At 47.8% G+C, this 19,875-nt stretch carries 15 protein-coding genes; all 15 read left to right on the top strand.

Annotated elements, in window-relative coordinates; translation table 11 throughout:
• Positions 1 to 8: 8 nt before the first annotated feature.
• The 15 genes from pgmB (at position 9) to NSU01_RS23640 (ending at position 19,848) form a co-directional block, all read left to right on the top strand.
• A complete protein-coding gene (pgmB, locus tag NSU01_RS23710; protein WP_042138768.1) occupies positions 9 to 638 on the top strand; it encodes a beta-phosphoglucomutase in 630 nt (209 codons plus the stop codon).
• A 79-nt stretch (positions 639 to 717) separates the two neighbouring features.
• Positions 718 to 1,518 carry an alpha/beta hydrolase gene (locus tag NSU01_RS23705; protein ID WP_042141373.1) on the top strand — a complete coding sequence of 267 codons (801 nt, stop codon included), beginning with the start codon at positions 718 to 720 and terminating at the stop codon, positions 1,516 to 1,518.
• Positions 1,519 to 1,558: 40 nt separating this feature from the next.
• Positions 1,559 to 2,068 (top strand): GNAT family N-acetyltransferase, encoded by a 510-nt coding sequence (locus NSU01_RS23700; RefSeq protein ID WP_042138767.1) that lies wholly within the window; start codon positions 1,559 to 1,561, stop codon positions 2,066 to 2,068.
• Between the two features lie 18 nt (positions 2,069 to 2,086).
• Entirely contained in the window at positions 2,087 to 3,049 is a 963-nt protein-coding gene (locus NSU01_RS23695; protein ID WP_076245649.1) for an alpha/beta hydrolase, read from the top strand.
• A 163-nt stretch (positions 3,050 to 3,212) separates the two neighbouring features.
• On the top strand, positions 3,213 to 5,006 hold the full coding sequence (locus NSU01_RS23690) for a sensor histidine kinase (RefSeq protein WP_076245646.1): 1,794 nt from the start codon (positions 3,213 to 3,215) through the stop codon (positions 5,004 to 5,006).
• Positions 5,007 to 5,019: 13 nt separating this feature from the next.
• On the top strand, positions 5,020 to 6,348 hold the full coding sequence (locus NSU01_RS23685; RefSeq protein ID WP_042138764.1) for a response regulator: 1,329 nt from the start codon (positions 5,020 to 5,022) through the stop codon (positions 6,346 to 6,348).
• A gap of 116 nt (positions 6,349 to 6,464) precedes the next feature.
• The gene (locus NSU01_RS23680) at positions 6,465 to 7,388 is read left to right on the top strand and encodes a sugar ABC transporter permease (RefSeq protein WP_042141372.1); all 924 of its coding nucleotides are present in this window, start codon (positions 6,465 to 6,467) and stop codon (positions 7,386 to 7,388) included.
• 1 nt (position 7,389) lies between these two features.
• Positions 7,390 to 8,262, top strand: coding sequence for a carbohydrate ABC transporter permease (locus NSU01_RS23675; protein WP_076245644.1), 873 nt, complete (start codon positions 7,390 to 7,392; stop codon positions 8,260 to 8,262).
• Positions 8,263 to 8,395: 133 nt separating this feature from the next.
• Entirely contained in the window at positions 8,396 to 9,862 is a 1,467-nt protein-coding gene (locus tag NSU01_RS23670) for an extracellular solute-binding protein (protein ID WP_042138762.1), read from the top strand.
• A 443-nt stretch (positions 9,863 to 10,305) separates the two neighbouring features.
• Positions 10,306 to 12,927 (top strand): bifunctional acetaldehyde-CoA/alcohol dehydrogenase, encoded by a 2,622-nt coding sequence (gene adhE, locus NSU01_RS23665; RefSeq protein ID WP_076245642.1) that lies wholly within the window; start codon positions 10,306 to 10,308, stop codon positions 12,925 to 12,927.
• Positions 12,928 to 13,188: 261 nt separating this feature from the next.
• On the top strand, positions 13,189 to 15,450 hold the full coding sequence (gene pflB / locus NSU01_RS23660) for a formate C-acetyltransferase (protein ID WP_039295439.1): 2,262 nt from the start codon (positions 13,189 to 13,191) through the stop codon (positions 15,448 to 15,450).
• Positions 15,451 to 15,570: 120 nt separating this feature from the next.
• The gene (pflA, locus tag NSU01_RS23655; RefSeq protein ID WP_039295441.1) at positions 15,571 to 16,308 is read left to right on the top strand and encodes a pyruvate formate-lyase-activating protein; all 738 of its coding nucleotides are present in this window, start codon (positions 15,571 to 15,573) and stop codon (positions 16,306 to 16,308) included.
• Between the two features lie 340 nt (positions 16,309 to 16,648).
• A complete protein-coding gene (locus NSU01_RS23650) occupies positions 16,649 to 18,052 on the top strand; it encodes an extracellular solute-binding protein (protein WP_042138759.1) in 1,404 nt (467 codons plus the stop codon).
• Between the two features lie 84 nt (positions 18,053 to 18,136).
• Positions 18,137 to 19,021, top strand: a complete 885-nt coding sequence (locus tag NSU01_RS23645; RefSeq protein ID WP_042138758.1) for a sugar ABC transporter permease — start codon at positions 18,137 to 18,139, stop codon at positions 19,019 to 19,021.
• Entirely contained in the window at positions 19,021 to 19,848 is an 828-nt protein-coding gene (locus NSU01_RS23640) for a carbohydrate ABC transporter permease (protein ID WP_039295446.1), read from the top strand. Before NSU01_RS23645 ends, NSU01_RS23640 begins: the two co-directional genes overlap by 1 nt.
• Positions 19,849 to 19,875 lie beyond the last annotated feature (27 nt).

The raw sequence follows: 19,875 nt of genomic DNA, 5'->3' as shown, positions 1-19,875 counted from the left end.
TATAACAGATGCTGGAGCAAATGAAAGGTGCAATTTTTGATCTGGACGGTGTAATTGTAGATACGGCCAAATATCATTATCTTGCGTGGCGCTCGCTGGCAGAAGAGCTTGGATTCCAGTTCACGGAAGAGCATAATGAACGGCTCAAGGGTGTAAGCCGGATGAGATCACTGGATATCCTGCTGGAGATTGGCGGGCTGGAATTCAGTGAAGCGGAGAAGCTTGTCATGGCAGATAAGAAAAACCGCCTTTACGTGGAATACATCTCCGGACTGGATGAATCGGAGCTGCTGCCTGGTGTCAAGGAATACCTCAGCGGTCTTAGAACGCGCGGTGTAGGGGTTGCCCTCGGTTCAGCCAGTAAGAATGCCGTATTTATACTGGATAAGCTGAATATTGCAGGGCTGTTCGATGCCGTTGTTGACGGCAATAAGGTATCCAGGGCAAAGCCGGACCCGGAAGTGTTTCAGACTGCATGCCGGGAACTGGGCCTGCAGCCGCAGGACTGCGTGGTATTCGAGGATGCCGAGGCCGGTGTAGCCGCCGGGAAAGCTGCGGGAATACAGGTCGTTGGCATCGGGAAACGGGAAGTGCTGAAGGAGGCTGATCTGGTAGTATCCGGATTGCATGAACTGTAAGACCTTGATAGAATTGCCTAGAGGAACTTATTTCCTCTACTACTTATTCTATTATAGAAGGAAAGCTTGAGGGATGATGATGGAAACGTTATTGCTATGGCCTGAGGGTGCGCCTGGAGCGCTGGGAACCAGTGATGAGGACCAGCCCGCGATTACACCTTATTTAGTTGAAGGCAAGCAGAATGCCGCTGTTGTGATTTGTCCGGGAGGCGGCTATGCGATGCGTGCCGATCACGAGGGAGGGCCGGTTGCAGAATGGTTGAATACACTCGGGATTTCAGCGTTTGTGCTGCGCTACCGTGTTGCACCTTATAAATACCCGAGTGCGCTGCAGGATGCGCAAAGAGCGCTGCGCACGATCCGCTTCCGGGCGGATGAATTCGGAATTGATCCGGACCGGCTGGCCATTCTGGGCTTCTCCGCCGGTGGACATCTCGCTTCTGCAGCCGGTGTGCTGTATGATCTCGGGAATGCGGATCACCCGGAGCCGCTCGAACGGCTGTCCAGCCGGCCGGACCGGCTGATTCTATGCTACCCGGTCATTTCCATGACCGAAGGGGTAACGCATCAGGGCTCGAAGGAGAACCTGCTGGGAGCAAGCCCGGATGAGCAATTGCCGCTGCGGCTTAGCAGTGAGTTCCAGGTGAGCGCAGAGACTCCGCCAACGTTCCTCTGGCATACCTCGGATGACGCTTCCGTTCCCGTAGAGAACAGCCTGCTGTTCGCCGCAGGGCTGAGCCGTCACCGTGTTCCGTTCGATCTTCACATTTATTCACATGGGATACACGGGATTGGTTTAGGAGCCGATGAGCCGCATACACGGACGTGGACCGATGCCTGTGCATCCTGGCTGGAATTGAACGGTTATACCAAAGCGTGAGCGTCTGCTTCTATGTCCGCGCCCAAAGGAGGTACATATAATGAAGCTTAGATTTTCACATGTGCATACAGCGGAAGAAACCGCTGAGGTTGCCCGATTGGCGGCGGAAATATGGCGCGAATACTATGTCTCGATTATTACCGCCGAGCAGATCGATTATATGCTTGGAAAGTTCCAATCGGTTCCGGCGATTACGGATCAGATCCATCATCAGGGTTATGAATATTACTTAATCCATAACGGTGAAGGCTCCACAGCCGGTTATATCTCGGCCAGACAAGAGGAAGGAAAGCTCTTCTTGAGCAAGTTTTATATAGGCAAGGAGTACAGGGGGCGCAGCTATGCCAGCCAGGCGTTGGCCTTCCTGGAGAAGCTGTGCCAAGACAGAAACCTGACTCATATTTGGCTAACGGTCAATCGTGATAATGAATCCAGTATTGCAGTCTATAAGAGAAAAGGCTTTCGGACCCTAAGGGAACAAATGGCGGATATCGGGAATGGATTCGTCATGGATGATTATATTATGGAAAAAGAAATTCCGGTCCCCTGAGAGAGGAACGGCATATTTATGAATAAGGATTCTTCCTATAATCAGTCGGTGACCTATTGGAAGCAATATCAAAAGTTTTTCCCTGATGACATGCAGATCAATGAAAATCACTTACCCACAGAAGAGTGGATGACCTGGAACAATGCTCATATTCACCTGGATCGTATGCCTGTTCCTGATGCACAATTGAAAATTATTTTCATTCATGGAGCTGGCGGCAATGGCAGGTTGCTCGCTCCTTATGCACGAATGCTGCAAACCTACGGTTATGAAGTAGTGTCGCCGGATCTGCCGCCTTATGGTCTAAGCTATACCGATTCAGCGGAATCATTGGATTATCAGCTCTGGATTGACATCCTTAATGAATTGATCGAACAGGAGCTGAAACGGGACGGCAAGCCTATCATTCTGCTGGGCTCCAGTATTGGAGGCATGTTAGCTTATCACACGGCTGTACAAAGTAAACGGGTCAAAGGGTTAATTGCAACAACATTTGTAGATACGAGTGATTCAAAAGTTCGTGATCAGTTAGCTCCTAACAAACTCATTAGCCGGTTAGGGGGATGGTGTATGGATCAATTTCCTTCCCTATTAGACTCCTTGCAGATCTCTGTGAATAAAGTATCCCGGATGAAATGGATTACGAACAACGCTGAACTGACCAGACTCATTATGAATGATCCTCTTGCGGCAGGCACATCTATTCCCTTACGCTTACTAAGAACGTTCTTAAATATGAAACCTGTGATTAAACCTGAGAACTTTGAGGTTTGCCCGGTATTGCTCGTTCATCCTCAATTAGACCCTATGACTCCTTACCGCTTCAGTAAACCGTTTTATGATAATCTCAAAAGCAGAAAAGAATATGTGAGTTTAGAAGGCGCCGGTCATTTTCCGATTGAACAACGGGGGCTGGAGCAGATGATTGTTGCTGTGCTTGCTTTTTTGAGAACGATTGAGAACGAACCCGATAGAGAATGATTGTGATAAAACCAGTCTGACACGGTAGCTTCGTGTTATGGCTGGTTTTTGTTTAAATATAATAATGTTGAAACTCCATACAAATGAACATAAAGAACTTTGAAATAAACCTATGTAAGCGCTTGTAGGTTTGTTATATTATTGAAACTGGAGGTGTATCCAGATGTTGTCGATGCTTATTAAACCTATCGTTAAGCTGAACGTCAAGCAGCAGCTGATTCTGCTGTTCCTGATTATGATCTCGCCCATCCTGATCCTGAACAGCTACGGCAACTATAAGGCGGAAGAGATTCTCAAGCGCCATGTGACCAATGCCTATGTGGAGCTGAACAAGCAGAATTTCGCCATCATTAACAGAGACATTGATACGGTTAACAAAATAACGACGACCGTCATCCAGAATCCGATCCTGCAGCAGCTGAATATGAGCGGGGATGATCCGGTGCTTGAACGCGTCGAACGGTACGAAACCATTGAGAAGCTGCTGGGCAGCTACTCCCAGGGAGCCGAGCGGGGCGACGGGATTTACTATTCGCTGTACGTGTATGATCCGGACAACTATTACTTTTTCGCTCCCAATTTCCCGCAGGTGAAGAAGGCGGGGGTTTATTTTTTCTCCAAGGGTGAAATGCCTTATTGGTTCGAGCAGGTGGTGCAGCAGAAAGGCCACGGGTATCTAATGTTCACGGAGAAGCTGAGCCCGCAGGCCGAGGATCTGAAGACCCTCACTTATGTCAGGGCAGTTAATAATATCTATAGAGGTGCAGGCACAATCGGCGTGCTGGTGGTGACCAAGATGGAATCGAAGATCGGAGAGTCGCTGAAATCCATCTCCCTGCCGGACGGGGAAATTTATTTGACGGATATGAACAACCGCGTGCTTGCCTCTACTACGAATTCAACGGGGGAAGTTATTGCTCTTCCAGAGGGTTCTGAAGCCGGTGACCCGGAGGGGACCGAGGATATCATCACAGATGATTTCATATATGTAGTCAACAACAATCACGCCTTCGAGCAGAAGCTGGTGTATAAGGTTCCGGTCAAGGCGCTGCTGCAGCAGCAGAACGAAATGAAACGTGTCATTCAATACATAACCGTTGCTTACGCGCTGTTTGGGCTGATCATTATCACCTACTTCTGGCGTTCGCTGATGACTCCTTTGCAGAAGCTGGCTTTTTTTGTGCGCAAGTATGAGCCTGGCAACCGCGTTCCCGAGACTCCCCGGAGAGGCAGCAATGATGAGGTCAGTGTGCTGATCGCTTCCACCTATGATATGGCCCGCAGGCTCAACAGCCTGATTATGTACAAATACCAGATGGAGATCAAGCAGAAGGAAGCCCAGCTGCAGCTGCTCTATCAGCAGATCAATCCGCATTTACTGTACAACACCCTGGAGAGTATTTATTGGAAAAGCTCGCTGGAGGGCAATGTGGAATCCGCGGAAATGATCAAGGAATTATCCAAGCTGATGAAGATCAGCTTAAGCCGGGGCCGGGAACTGATCACGCTTGAGGAGGAGCTGGAGCATGCCAGTGCCTATATCAAGCTGCAGCAGCACCGGTATGACTATGTGTTCGCCGTCATCTGGAATATTGCCCCTGAAACCAAAAGCAATCTGATTCCCAAGATCACCCTGCAGCCGTTAATCGAAAATGCCATTATTCACGGTGTCAAAAATATGGATGAGGACGGCGAAATCATCATCACCTCCGTTCTGCAGAATGACAGGATTCTGATTACCATTGAGGATAACGGCTATAAGCAGGTCGATTATAAGGCAATCGACTATGTACTGAATGATGAAAGCCCCAACCCGGCCAGCGGATATGGAATACGCAATATCAATCAGCGTGTGCATCTGCATTTCGGCCAGGATTACGGGATCAGCTACGGACCGCGTACCGGCGGAGGAACCGTGGTGACAGTGACGCTTCCGAAATCAGAGACTATAGAGTAGAGGAGAGATCAAGGTGTTCAATATACTGGTTGTTGATGATGAGCCGCTTATTTGTAAAGGGCTAAGCAGTCTGCTGGCCGCTTCAGGCCTTGATATTGACCATATTTATACCGCGAACAGCGGATTTGAGGCACTGGATTGTATCCGGATGGAAGAGATTGATCTGCTCGTTACGGATATTCAGATGGGAGCGATGAGCGGCATCGAGCTGATGCAGCATGCCAAAATGGCCAAACCCTGGGTGCAGACGATCGTCATCTCTGCGCATGAGACCTTTCAGTATGCCCAGATGGCCGTCCGGCTGGGAGCCAAGGATTATCTGATCAAGCCGCTGAACAGTGAGCAATTCCTTGATTCGGTGCGCAGTGTAGTCCTCAAGATGGATAAGCCGTCACCGGAGCTGGCCACCTACATGGACGGGATCAGTGAAAGCTTCCGCCTGGAGGAGCCTCTACCGGAGTATAGCGAACTGCTGAATACGCTGCTTGCCGAAACCGCTTCAGTGCTGGGGAGGGAGGAGGAGCTGCGTAAGCTGGATGAGCTGAAGCTGCAGGGACCATTTTTTGCCGTCATCAAAATCAAGCTCCCCATGCCGGAAGAACGGCGTGAGCAGAAATATACTTCCCGTGACCGCAGTCTGCTGCGTTATGCCGCCCTGAATATTGCCAAGGAGCTGCTCGATCAGGAGTGGAACTCTACAGCCTTCTATTCACCGGACCAGGAGATTACAGTGATTATCCAGTGGGATGAGAAGAGCTACGAGGAATCGGCCACCGGCCAGGTAGGACGGCTTGATGTGCTCGGGCGCAGTCTGCATTTCAATATCCACCGCTATCTGCATCTGAATGCTGTAATCGGCATCAGCCAGATTCTGAAGGGGATTAGCTTCATGGATGTGCTGAACCGCCAGGCTTCGAAGGCTATTCTATGGAACAAAGAGCATGCCGACCACTATGTGTTCTACTATGGCGATTTCAACTGGAACAATTATGCCGCTGATCCGTCACCCGAGGAGCTGCATACGCACAGCAATCTGATTGTGCAGAAGGCCAAGGAGTATATTGACGGGAATTACGCCCAGAAGGGCTTAACGATCCATGAGGTTGCCAAGAAGAACCATGTCAGCCCCAACTATCTGAGTTACCTGTTTAAGAAAAATACAGGTCATAACCTTTGGGAATATGTGATCAAGCTGCGGATGGAGGACAGCCGGGAGATGATTCTGAATACCGATCTGCGCCGGTATGAGATTGCCGAGCGGGTGGGATATGAGTCGCCGGAGCATTTCAGCAAGATTTTCAAAAAATACTACGGAATCAGCCCCAGTGAACTGAAGAAGTAAGAACGCTTACGATTGCCATAGATATAGACATGTTCAGCCTCCCCCTCATTTTCTACAATTAAGGTAGGAAGCACTTTGCGAAAGTGCTGAAAGACGAAAGGAATGAGGGAGCCAGAATGAACCAGTCTGCTGCGTTACATGATCACCTGCCAGCGGAGCTCGAGAGCAAGCCGTATAAACAGAACCGCTGGAAAAAGAATTTTTGGGGCTTTATGTTCCTCGTCCCCGCGATCATCATCTTTATTATGTTTATGTGGGTGCCTATCTTCAAAGGATTCCTGTACAGCTTCTACACGGTCGATTTCGTCAAAGGAAATACATTCGTAGGCATGGACAATTATGCCAGAGCGCTTACGGACCCGGATGTGCTGATTGCTGTGAAGAATACCCTGTATTACATGCTGCTCTGCCTTGTGATCGGCTTCTGGGTACCGATTGCTTTTGCAATTGCGATCTCCGAGCTGAGGAAATTCGGCGGATTCGTACGCGTAGCGGCGTATTTGCCTTATGTAATGCCAGCGGTTGTCTTGTACGGACTATGGAGATGGCTGTATGATCCAGTCGGGCCGATTAATGCCCTGATTGGCAGCACGGGGGCAGATCAGATCGCTTTCCTGACGGATACCAGGTGGTCGATGATCTCGCTTGTCTTCATGGAGACCTGGCAGCAATTCGGCTCGGGGATGCTGATCTATCTCGCTGCGGTGCTCAGTATTCCCCGGGACTGGTATGAAGCCGCTGAGATTGATGGAGCCGGAGTCTGGGCCCGCATCCGCCATATTACGCTGCCGTCGCTGCGCAATCTGATTCTGCTCATGCTGATTCTGCAGATCATTGCTACCTCTCAAGGGTACCAGTCGCAGATGGCCCTGCTTGACGGAGGACCGAACAATGCTACGCTGACCTATGCGCTGCTCATTGTGAAATATGCTTTTACAAGACTGGATTATGGTACGGCGACTGCGCTGGGAATGCTGATGTTTGTTGTTCTGGGCGGTTTGGGCATCTTACAGTTCAAGCTTAACAAGGAGGACAACTAGGATGAAGAGCGCAGACAGAGGGATTCTCTCCGAACATGATCTTAAGAAGACCGGCAACAAAATCGTATACGGAATCATGGTGTTTTTTATTCTGTTAATGATTTTTAGCATGCTATATCCTATTTTGATGACCATGTTCAACGGACTTAAGTCCAATGTTGAGGTTAACTCATTCCCGCCGCATTTTTTCCCGCAGAAGTGGCATTTCAGCAACCTTAAGGATGCACTGGATTATATCAATCTGCCGATGTTCCTGCGGAACACGCTGTACATCTTTGTCGGGAACATGGTAGCTACCCTGGTTGTACTGGGCCTGGCTTCCTTCAGCATCTCGCGGATGAATGTGCCTTACCGCAAGGCCTTCTATTTCTTCTTCCTGATGACGCTGTTTATTCCGGCCACAAGCTATATGATCCCGAACTTTGTCAATCTCAAGGAACTCGGGCTGCTGAACCAGTATGCTGCTTTCTGGCTGCCGGCTGGTGCGAATACCTTCTTCTTCCTGCTGCTTAAGAACTTCTTCGACGGGATTCATCCGGAGATTCTTGAAGCCGCACGGATTGACGGGGCCTCGGAGCCGAGAAGCTTCTTCACCATTGCCGTTCCGCTGTCGATTCCGATTTTTGCGACACTGGCAATCTTTATCTTCTCCACAGCCTGGAATGACTGGTTCTGGCCTTCGCTAGTCATGCACAGTGAGGATAAGTACACACTCGCCACAGCGATCTATAAATACGTTATTAATGTAAAAGCACTGAATACGAACATCAAATTTGCCATTCTGTTCCTTGTGTCTTTACCGCCGATCCTGGTCTTCCTTGTTTTCCAGAAGTTCATTATGCGCGGCGTTTCCCTGTCGGCTGTCAAAGGGTGATCAAAATTATGCTGCAGGAGGATACGGATCGTAAACCTGCACATGAAAGGAATATAAATACACCTCGTTTGTAAACGGTTTCTCTTTTATGATGAATTTGTAAGCTAATTATGAATTGAAAAGGGGAGTTTCAATGCGTAAATTTTCCAGCGTATTAGCATGTCTCCTGGTGACGGGATCGTTATTGTCCGCTTGCGGCGGCAATAATAACGGGAACAAACCGGCGGCAAATGGAGGAGAGGCGACGCCTGCACCAGCAGCTACTAATGCAGCAGAGGAGACCGCTGCTCCGACAGAGGCACCGGTAGATGATATCACCCAGAGAAAAGTAACGATCAAAATTCACTATCCTACCCCTGACCTTACCGAGGTAAGAGCACAGGAGGATGACAAGATCAAGCGGTTCCAGGAGGTCTATCCGAATGTAGAGATTGTCAAGGATGACTGGCAGTACAATGTAAGCGAAATCGGGGTGAAGATGGCAGCGAATGAAGCTCCTACCTTCTTCAACACCTATGCAACTGAAGCGAAATTCCTGGTCGAGAAGGGCTGGGTCGCTGATGTTACGGATCTGTGGAACAACTATGAATTCAAGGATCAGATTAACCCTGTCCTGCAGAACCAGTTCATTATTGACGGCAAAGTGTATGGCGTAACGCAAAAGGGTTATGTCACTACAACGATGATTAATAAAAAGATGCTGGATGAAAAAGGTGTAGCCGTCCCTCCAATGGACTGGACCTGGGATGATATGCTGAATACCGCCAAAGGGGTAGCGGATACCAAGAAGGGGATCTCCGGTATTGCTCCAATGGGTAAAGGCAACGAAGCAGGCTGGAACTGGACCAACTTCCTGTTCGAAGCAGGCGGTGAAATCCAGAAGATTGAAGGCGGCAAGGTTGTGGCTACATTCAATTCGGATGCCGGTGTGAAGGCGCTGGATTTCTATAAGAAGCTGAGATGGGAAGCCAAAGCTGTTCCTCAGGACTGGGCGCTTGGCTGGGGCGATGCTGTAGGCGCGTTCCAGCAGGGACGTACTGCTATGGTAATGGCCGGATCTGACGGTGTTATTGAGCAGGCGCTAAACCAGGGCGGACTCAAGCCTGAAGATGTTCTTACTTACCCGATGCCAGCTGCTGAAAAAGGCGGCAAGCATACCGGCGTACTCGGCGGTGACTATCTGGTTATCAATCCGAACGCCAGCAAAGACGAGCAGGAAATGGCCTTCCGCTATATTACTTTCGATTACTTCTCTGACAAAGGCCTTGAAGCTCTTGACGCGATTATCAGCCAGCGCAAAACGGACGGCAAATACTACATCCCGCCGCTCCTTGATTACTATGCTGCTGATTCCGACTTCGGCAAGAAGACCAAAGCTGTCTATGACAAGTACGACATCGTTTATCAATACAGCCCTGAAATTATGGCGCTGCTGGATGGTAAGCCTGAAGCGCAATACAATACTCAGGATTACTATGCAACCATGTCCAATGTAATCCAGGAGCTGTTCTCTAAGGATGGTACAGATTCCAAAGCCCAGCTCGACGCTGCCGCCAAAACTGTTCAAGAGAAATTCTTCGATACTATCAAAGTGGAATAGTCACTTGCTGAATGAGTGGTTACGATGCTTGATAGAGGATTTATAACGCTAAGGCAGGAGACCTGGTCTCCTGCCTTTTTGCTTGCTCTGATTTATATTTATACTTCTATGTAAGAGAATGCGGCAGGAGAGTAGAGTTGACGAAGATTAGGAAGAACATCAGATAGCACCATTATTCTGGGGGAAAAACAAGGCTGAAGAGCTGGATTCAAGAAAAGCAGGGGAGGCTAGAGGGCGGGCGTTCGCAAATCGGACAAATATAAATGAATTATCACACAACAAATGGAAAATAGACTAGAATATGATCGAATGAAAGCGCTTTGAAAACAAATCAAAAAAAACTTTATACTTTGTGAAAGATTTCACTATACAAGGTGAAAAGGATATGATAAGATAAATGTGTAGAGAAAAACAACCTAAAAATTGACAGGAGGACGAGGGAGATGGCAGTTAAAAACGAAGTCGCCGCCCAAGTGAAACAAACCACCGCTGAAGAATATATTCAGACTTTGGTGGATAAAGCAAAGAAAGCTCATGAAGCGTTCATGGGACTGGATCAAGAGCAAACTAACACAATCGTTCATGCAATGGCGTTGGCCGGACTCGACAAACATATGTACCTGGCTAAGCTGGCCGTTGAAGAAACAGGACGCGGTGTCTATGAAGACAAAATTACGAAGAACATCTTCTCAACTGAATATATCTGGCACGGAATTAAGTACGACAAGACAGTAGGTGTTATTGAGGATAACGTTTATGACAACTTCCAGAAGATTGCTGAGCCTGTCGGAATCATTATGGGTATCACACCGGTAACCAACCCAACATCCACCACGATGTTTAAAGCTTTGATTTCCGCTAAGACACGTAACCCTATTATATTCGGATTCCACCCTTCAGCGCAAGAGTGTAGTGCGGCAGCAGCCAAAATTCTACATGATGCAGGTGTGAAGGCTGGCGCTCCTGAGAACTTCATCCAATGGATCGAACTTCCGACCATGGACAAAACAAACGCACTGATGAACAATCCTGACGTTGCACTGATTCTGGCAACCGGCGGATCGGCAATGGTTAAAGCGGCTTACAGCTGCGGCAAACCGGCACTCGGCGTAGGTCCTGGTAACGTTCCTGCTTTCATTGAGAAGAGTGCTGACATTGATCAGGCAGTGACAGACATTATCCTTTCCAAAACATTCGATAATGGTATGATCTGTGCTTCCGAGCAAGCGGTTATCATTGAAGAAGCGATTTTTGACCAAGTGAAGAAGAAAATGATTGCGAACGGCTGCTACTTTGTAAATAAAGAAGAAGCTGCCAAGCTGACAAGCGGCGCAATGAATGTAGAAAAATGTGCGGTTAACCCGGCTATCGTCGGCCAATCCGCTGTGAAGATCGCTGAAATGTGCGGAATTCAGGTTCCTGCCGGCACGAAGATCCTGGTAGCTGAACTTGAAGGCGTAGGTACCAAATATCCGTTGTCCGCTGAGAAGCTGAGCCCGGTTCTGGCTTGCTACAAAGTGAAGAACGCAGACCAGGGTATCGAACGCGCAGCTGAAATCGTTGAATTTGGCGGCATGGGCCACAGCTCGGCTATCCACTCGAACAACGAAGAAGTAATCATGAAGTTCTCCAACCGTCTGCAAACCGGACGTATTCTCGTCAACTCGCCATCCACACACGGCGCAATCGGCGATATTTACAATACTAATATCCCTTCATTGACACTGGGCTGCGGATCTTATGGACGCAACTCTGTATCGCAAAACGTGACTGCAATCAATCTGATCAACGTGAAAAGGGTGAACCGTCGTACCGTGAATATGCAATGGTTTAAAGTACCTGACAAGATTTACTTCGAAAAGGGATCCACACAGTACCTGGCCAAAATGCCTGATATCACTCGCGTAGCTATTATTACTGACCCTATGATGGTTAAACTGGGCTATGTGGAAAGAGTTGAGCATTACCTGCGTCAACGCCAGACTCCGGTAGCGATCGAAGTGTTCTCGGAAGTTGAACCGGATCCATCGACAACTACTGTAGAAAAAGGCGCTGCAATGATGAACAGATTCCAGCCGGACTGCATCATCGCACTCGGCGGCGGTTCCCCAATGGATGCTGCAAAAGGAATGTGGTTGTTCTATGAACACCCGGATGCAGACTTTAACGGCTTGAAACAGAAGTTCATGGATATCCGCAAACGGGTATACAAATTCCCTAAGCTCGGCAACAAAGCGAAATTCGTTGCGATTCCAACAACTTCCGGTACAGGTTCTGAAGTAACTTCGTTCGCAGTTATCACAGACAAGACAACTGGCAATAATACTAAGTATCCGCTTGCTGATTATGAGCTGACTCCAGACGTAGCTATTATTGATCCGGAGTTTGTATACAGCTTACCGAAAACTGCTGTTGCCGATACAGGTATGGATGTATTGACACATGCAATTGAAGCTTATGTATCTGTAATGGCCAGTGACTATTCCGATGGTCTGGCAATCAAAGCCATTCAACTGGTATTCCAGTGGCTGGAGAAATCCGCACTGCAAGGCGACAAGCTTGCCCGCGAAAAAATGCACAACGCTTCGACTCTGGCAGGTATGGCTTTCGCTAATGCATTCCTGGGTATCAACCACAGCTTGGCGCACAAATGGGGCGGACAGTATCACACAGCACATGGCCGTACCAATGCCATCCTGATGCCGCATGTTATCCGTTACAATGCCAAGAAACCTACGAAGTTCGCTTCGTTCCCTAAATATTCGCACTTTGTAGCTGACGAACGGTATGCTGAAATTGCCCGTATCCTGGGATTGCCAGCACGCACAACCGAAGAAGGCGTAACCAGCCTGATCAATGCAATCCGCGACATGAACAAAAAACTCGGTATCGAAGAATCCTTCTCGGCTCTTGGCTTTGATCCTAAGGACTTCGAATCCCGTGTAGATTACCTGGCTGACCGTGCATTTGAAGACCAATGTACAACTGCCAATCCAAAAATGCCGCTGGTATCTGAACTTGCTGATGTATACCGCAACGCATTCTACGGAAGATTCGACAACTAATTTAAGATTGTCTGGCAAAGAACAAGGTTAAAGGTTAATATGGAACTGGATGGAAGTGACAAATATCACCGAAAGAGTGATATTTGTCACAGTCCTTTTTCAGAAAATAAACTAAAATGTTTATATAAACAACGATCCCAGTTATGAAGCCGCGATTGTGAATTTTATAACAACCAATAGCTATGGGATCACGAGACACGGGATTAACCTTCAAGCCCGCGATCTCTACAAATATACTAAATATAAATGGAGGGATTTAGCATGTCGGTGATTGAAAGAGAAGTACAAGAGGTTAAGTCGGGTTGGAGAAGTTTTACAAAAGGTACATGGGCTAAGAAAGTTGACGTTAATAACTTTATTGCCAAGAACATCAAGCCTTATGAAGGAAATGAAGAATTCCTGGTAGGTCCTACCAGCAACACCACTGAACTGTGGAAGATTATCTCCCAGCTTAGCAAGGAAGAAAGAGAAAGAGGCGGAGTATGGGATGTGTCCCTCGATACTGTCTCCACGATCACTTCCCACAATCCAGGCTACATCGACAAGGATAAGGAACAAATTGTCGGCGTTCAGACTGATGCTCCTTTCAGACGTTCCATTCAACCGTTCGGCGGTATCAAAATGATGATCGACGCTACTAAAGCTTATGGCTTCGAGCTTCCGCAAAATATCGTTGACATGTTCACGAACATCCGCAAAACGCATAACCAAGGCGTATTTGATGCATATACACCAGACATGAGAGCTGTGCGTAAATCCGGCGTAATTACAGGTCTTCCTGATGCTTATGGCCGCGGACGTATCATCGGCGACTATCGCCGTATTGCCCTGTATGGTATTGATTTCCTGATTAAAGACAAGAAGCAACAATTGACTGAGCTTGAAGTGGATTCCATGACAGAAGAAGTGATTCGTCTGCGTGAAGAGCTGTCCGAGCAAATGCGTGCTCTGGGCGAACTGAAACAAATGGCTGCTGCTCATGGTCTTGATATCTCCAAACCAGCTAATAACTTCAAAGAAGCTACTCAATGGGTATACTTCGGTTATCTGGCTGCAGTTAAAGAGCAAAATGGTGCGGCAATGTCCCTCGGACGCGTATCCTCTTTCCTTGATATCTATGTACAACGTGATTTCGAAGAAGGTACTCTTACTGAAGAGCAAGCACAAGAAATCGTTGACCATTTCGTAATGAAACTGCGTATCGTGAAATTCCTGCGTACGCCTGACTATAATGATCTGTTCTCCGGCGACCCTACTTGGGTAACTGAATCCATCGGTGGTATGGCTGAAGACGGAACAACACGCGTAACCAAGAACAGCTTCCGTTTCCTGCATACCCTGTACAACCTGGGTCCTGCACCAGAGCCGAACCTGACCGTACTGTGGTCCGAAAAGCTGCCTGAAGGCTTCAAAAAATATTGTGCTAAGGTTTCCATCGAAACCAGTGCGATCCAATATGAGAACGATGATGTAATGCGTCCATACTGGGGTGAAGATTACGCAATTGCCTGCTGCGTATCCCCAATGCGTATCGGTAAACAAATGCAGTTCTTCGGTGCCCGTGCCAACCTGGCAAAAGCCCTGTTGTATGCAATCAACGGCGGTAAGGATGAAAAATCCGGCGCTCAGGTAGGTCCTGAATATCCGGCGATCACTTCCGAATACCTTGATTACGACGAAGTAATGAAACGCTTCAAACCAATGATGGAATGGCTGGCTAAGACTTATGTCAACACGCTGAACATCATTCACTACATGCATGACAAATATTCTTACGAACGTATCGAAATGGCGCTGCATGACCGCGACATTCTGCGTACTATGGCTTGCGGTATTGCCGGTCTGTCCGTTGCTGCCGACTCCCTGAGCGCAATTAAATACGCTAAGGTTAAACCGATCCGCAACGAAGAAGGCATTGCTATCGACTTCGAAACTGAAGGTGAATTCCCTTGCTACGGTAACAACGACGACGCTGTTGACAACATCGCGGTTGAACTGGTTGAAACCTTCATGAGCATGATCCGTAAAAACAAAACTTACCGTGATGCTGTACCGACTCAATCGGTATTGACTATCACTTCGAACGTTGTTTATGGTAAGAAGACTGGTACTACTCCTGATGGACGTAAAAAAGGCGAACCGTTCGCACCTGGTGCTAACCCAATGCACGGACGCGACAAGAAGGGTGCACTTGCTTCCCTGAACTCTGTTGCTAAACTGCCTTACTCTGATGCACAGGATGGTATCTCCAACACATTCTCAATCGTTCCTAAGGCTCTGGGTAAAGACGAAGAATCCCGTAAGTCCAACCTGGTATTCATGATGGACGGATACTTCCACAACAACGCTCAGCACTTGAATGTTAACGTATTTAACCGTGAGCAGCTGATTGATGCAATGGATCACCCTGAGAACTACCCACAATTGACCATTCGCGTATCCGGCTATGCAGTTAACTTCATCAAGCTGACCCGCGAACAACAGTTGGATGTTATCAACCGTACGTTCCACGATTCCATGTAAGATTTGTTCTTACAGATCAAGAATTAAAATAAATCAAAGAGCTGCCGCCCTTGCAAGAGGGCGGTACACTCTTGTTTAAAAGTAATTAAAATTTTAAGCTTTTTGAAAGGATGACATCTCATGCTTAAAGGACATATCCACTCCTTAGAAACTTTTGGAACGGTGGATGGCCCGGGTATCCGCTTCGTGCTTTTTATGCAGGGCTGCCTACTTAAGTGTCAGTATTGCCACAACCCGGATACCTGGGGATTGAATGAAGGTAAGGAAATGACCGTTGAAGAAGTGCTGGCGGAAATTGAACCTTACCTGAATTATTATAAAACTTCCGGCGGCGGTCTTACCGTATCCGGCGGGGAACCCACGCTGCAGGCGCATTTCGTCAAACAGCTGTTCACCGAAGTGAAGAAACGCTGGAATTTGCATACTACGCTTGATACTAACGGCTATAATGATGGTTCGAAAATCAGCGACTTGCTGGATGTTACCGATCTTGTACTGCTGGATCTGAAGCATATCGATGATGAAGCTCATATTAAGCTGACTGGCAAATCCAACGACCGTACCTTAAAGCTTGCCCGCTGGTTGTCAGATAATAACCGTAAAATGTGGATTCGCCACGTATACGTTCCCGGCATTCATAATAAGGAAGAGGATCTGCAGAATCTCGGCCGGTTCATTGGCACCCTTAATGGAGTAGAGAAGTTCGAAATCCTGCCTTATCATGTAATGGGGATTTATAAATGGAAAGAGCTTGGCCGTCCCTACGAGCTTGAAGGGGTGGAGTCACCGGACGAAGAAGAAGTGCAGCGTGCATACCGGCTGATTGAAGAGGGCCGTAAACAGTCTGCTCTGGTATAAATTCATACACAATATATAACGAAAGCGGAGCTTCCAATCTGAGGAGTTTCGCTTTTTTGATGTACGGTGAAATGAGTTCAACATACATAGTAAAGTGTGAAATTGATGAAAATGCAAATTGTATGTATAAGTAATCTGACGCAAGAAAATAGAAAAATACCTCTTTTCAAGTTGTCGTGTTATGAAATGTAACTCATTTATGTCACTAAATACAACTGAATTCGCTTACATTAGAGTATTTTATCCCTATTGTAGATGAATCTTAACCTTACGATTACAATCAGGGTTTTCTATAATAAGAGTTGTAAGGGAAACCATTAAATAGGGAGGGTCACCCGTAATGAGAAAAAGCTTAACTATGCTGTTGTCCCTGATGTTCGTTACCTCAGCGCTGCTGACAGGTTGTGGAGGCAACAATAACAATGCTGCTGCAACGGAAGAACCGGCTGCAACGAATGAGGCCGCTGCAACCAATGCTGCCGCAACCGAAGAACCGGTTAGTGCTGAACCTTTTGAAATGACGGTCCGTCATACTCAGGTAGGTGCAGATAAACAGAAACGTCTGGCGATCCTGGAGGATGTAGTCGGCAAGGTACAGGAAGAAGTACCGGGACTAACCTTCAAGCTGGATGGAGTAGATTCGGATGTAAACCGTAAAGAGAAGCTGCGCGGGGAAATGGCGGCCGGTAATCCGCCGGAGATCTTCGACCTGTTCGGCAGTCCGGATTCCAAGATCTACGCCAAAGAAGGTAAGCTGCTCGATCTGACCCCGATCCTCGATGAACTAGGCATTAAAGACAAATTCTCCAATCTGGATCCATTTACTTACGAAGGAAAAATCTACGGCCTGCCAATCGGCGGCTCAGGTGAAGGGTTCTTCTACAATAAAGAATACTATGACAGCAAGGGCTGGAAGGCTCCGGCCACCTTCGCTGAGCTGGAACAGCAGCTGGCTGATATCAAAGCAGACGGCAAAGTGCCGCTTGCCGGTGCTTCCAAGGCTGGCTGGGTACCACTCATGCTCGCCAACCATCTCTGGTCACGTTATGCCGGACCGGATGTTACTGCGAAGTTCGCTACTGGCGAAGCTAAGTGGAATGATCCTAATGTAGTCAAAGGCTTTGCGAAATACAAGGAATGGGTAGACAAAGGCTACTTCAAGAAAGGCGAGCTCGGCTTCGAGTATGCTGAATATACAACCCAGTTCACCAGTGGTGAAGCGATCCTGATGTATGACGGCACATGGAAGTCCTCTGTATTCAAAGCCGGACAATCCGGTGAAGGTCTGATCGGTAAAGTCGGTTTCTTCAACATTCCGGCGGTAGACGGCGGAGTGGGTGATCAGACGGCACTCATGCGTGATGTGAACAACGGCTATGGCTTCTCGGCATCTGCAGGTGAAGATGAACGTCAACTCGCTGCAGTGAAATCATTCATTAAGAATATGTTCAATGAAGAAATGCAGCTGCGCGGTCTGGTGGAAGATGGCGTGCTGCCGGCTATGAAGATTGATCAGGCGGTACTGACTGAGAATATCACCGATGATCTGATGAGTGAGATTGTAGCAGTACTCAACAGCTCCCAGTCCTCCTTCCCGGCATTTGACTCTCTGGTGCAGGCAGATGTGACTACCGAGATCAGTAATATCCAGATTCAAAGCCTGATTGGCGGACAGACCACTCCTGAGAAGATGGGCGATGCGCTTCAGAAAATTCAGGAAGAAGCCAACGCAGCAGTAGAATAAGAGGCGGTAAATTGAATGTACCCTGGTGCTTGCTCCAGGGTGCATTTTTAAAGTGAGAGATGTCTAAGCAATTTGGAGGTAGTCATGAATAAGGCACTAAGAAATCCTCTGGTGTTCATTCTGTTCGTTATACCGGCACTGGTTCTGTTCATTATGTTCTTCATTTACCCCATTTTCAGTTCACTCTACTATAGCTTCACCAGCTGGAACGGTGTATCCGATACAGTGAAATACGCCGGACTGGACAACTTCAAAAAAGCCCTGGGAGATGAACGCTTCTGGGTTTCTGTTAAAAATAACGGCTGGTTCATTCTGTTCTCCGTATGCATTCAGGTGCCGCTGATTGTCTTCTTCTCCTTATTAATCGCTAATGTGAAGAAGCTGAAGGGCCTTTACAAGACAGCGGTATTCATGCCATCCATTATGTCTACTGCAGTTATCGGTATTCTGTGGGGCTTCATTTATGAGCCGAATATCGGCTTGTTCAACAAAGTGCTCGGCCTTGTCGGCATTGAGCCTGTCTACTGGCTATCAGATGAGCGGTTCGCCATGCTGTCAATTCTTATAACGAATGCCTGGCAATGGACCGGATTCTACATTGTAATGGTGCTGGCGGCCATTCTCTCCATCCCCGGTGAACTGGATGAGGCTGCGGCCATCGACGGCGCTACGGGCTTCCAGCGCGCTACACGCATCACTTTGCCGCTGATTGTACCCATTATCTCGGTAGTAATCATGCTCTCTATTGCCGGAGCGATGAAGGCCGCAGATATCGTCATTGTTATGACCAAAGGCGGCCCGGCAGGTTCAACTGAGGTTATGGCCACCTATATGATTAAATATGCGATCACCAATTTCAAATATGGGTACGGCAATACCATTGCAATTCTGATCTTTATGTTCACGCTCGTGGTTACAGCTCTCTATCAGCTGCTGTTTGCCCGTCGTAATGAAAGGATTGAATACTGATGCCGCGCCTCAAGAAAAGCTTACCTCACGTTGCCCTGCTGGGATACCTGATCGTTGTACTCTTTCCGTTTCTCTTTGTCCTGTTCTCCTCGGTGAAGAAGGATAACAATGCGATCGCCCTGAATCCGTTCGGGATTCCGAAGACATTCGAATTCTCGAACTACGTTGAAGCATGGGTGAACGCCAAGATCAGCACATACTTTTTTAACAGCTTATATATTTCGATCCTGTCATCGGTGGTATCCATTCTGTTGGCTTCTATGTTTGCCTTCGCGGTTACGCGGATGCGCCAGGGAAAATGGAACAAGATTCTGTTCTCGCTGGTCCTGATCGGCATGCTGATTCCGAACAATGCACTGATGCTGCCTATTTACACGATTGTCCGCAAGCTTCATATTCTCAATACACACTGGGCACTGATAATTCCCTATATCGCCAATGCAATTCCATTCACGATTATTATCCTGGCAGCATTCATGCGCTCACTTCCCAGTGAAATTGAAGAGGCGGCGGTCATGGATGGCTTGAAGGCTCCGGGTATCTTTGCTAGAATTATTGTACCTTTGACAGTTCCGGCCATGGTTACAGTCTTCATTGTTAATTTCCTGGGAAATTGGAACGAGTTCCTGCTGGCTAACTATTTCCTCTCTAATGACGAGCTGCGCACGCTTCCGGTGGGCATGGTTCAATTCCGTGATCAATATCAGATGAACTACGCGCAAATGTCGGCGGGTATTGTCTATAGCGTGGTTCCGGTCATCGTCATTTATGCTATTTTGCAGGAGAAGATTATTGAAGGCGTAACGGCAGGCAGTGTAAAAGGATAACCCTATTCATGTCAGGAGCATGGGCCG

This window comes from Paenibacillus sp. FSL H8-0259, assembly GCF_037963255.1.
Lineage (GTDB): Bacteria > Bacillota > Bacilli > Paenibacillales > Paenibacillaceae > Paenibacillus_AQ > Paenibacillus_AQ phytohabitans.
This window is presented reverse-complemented; position numbering and strand designations above follow the sequence as displayed.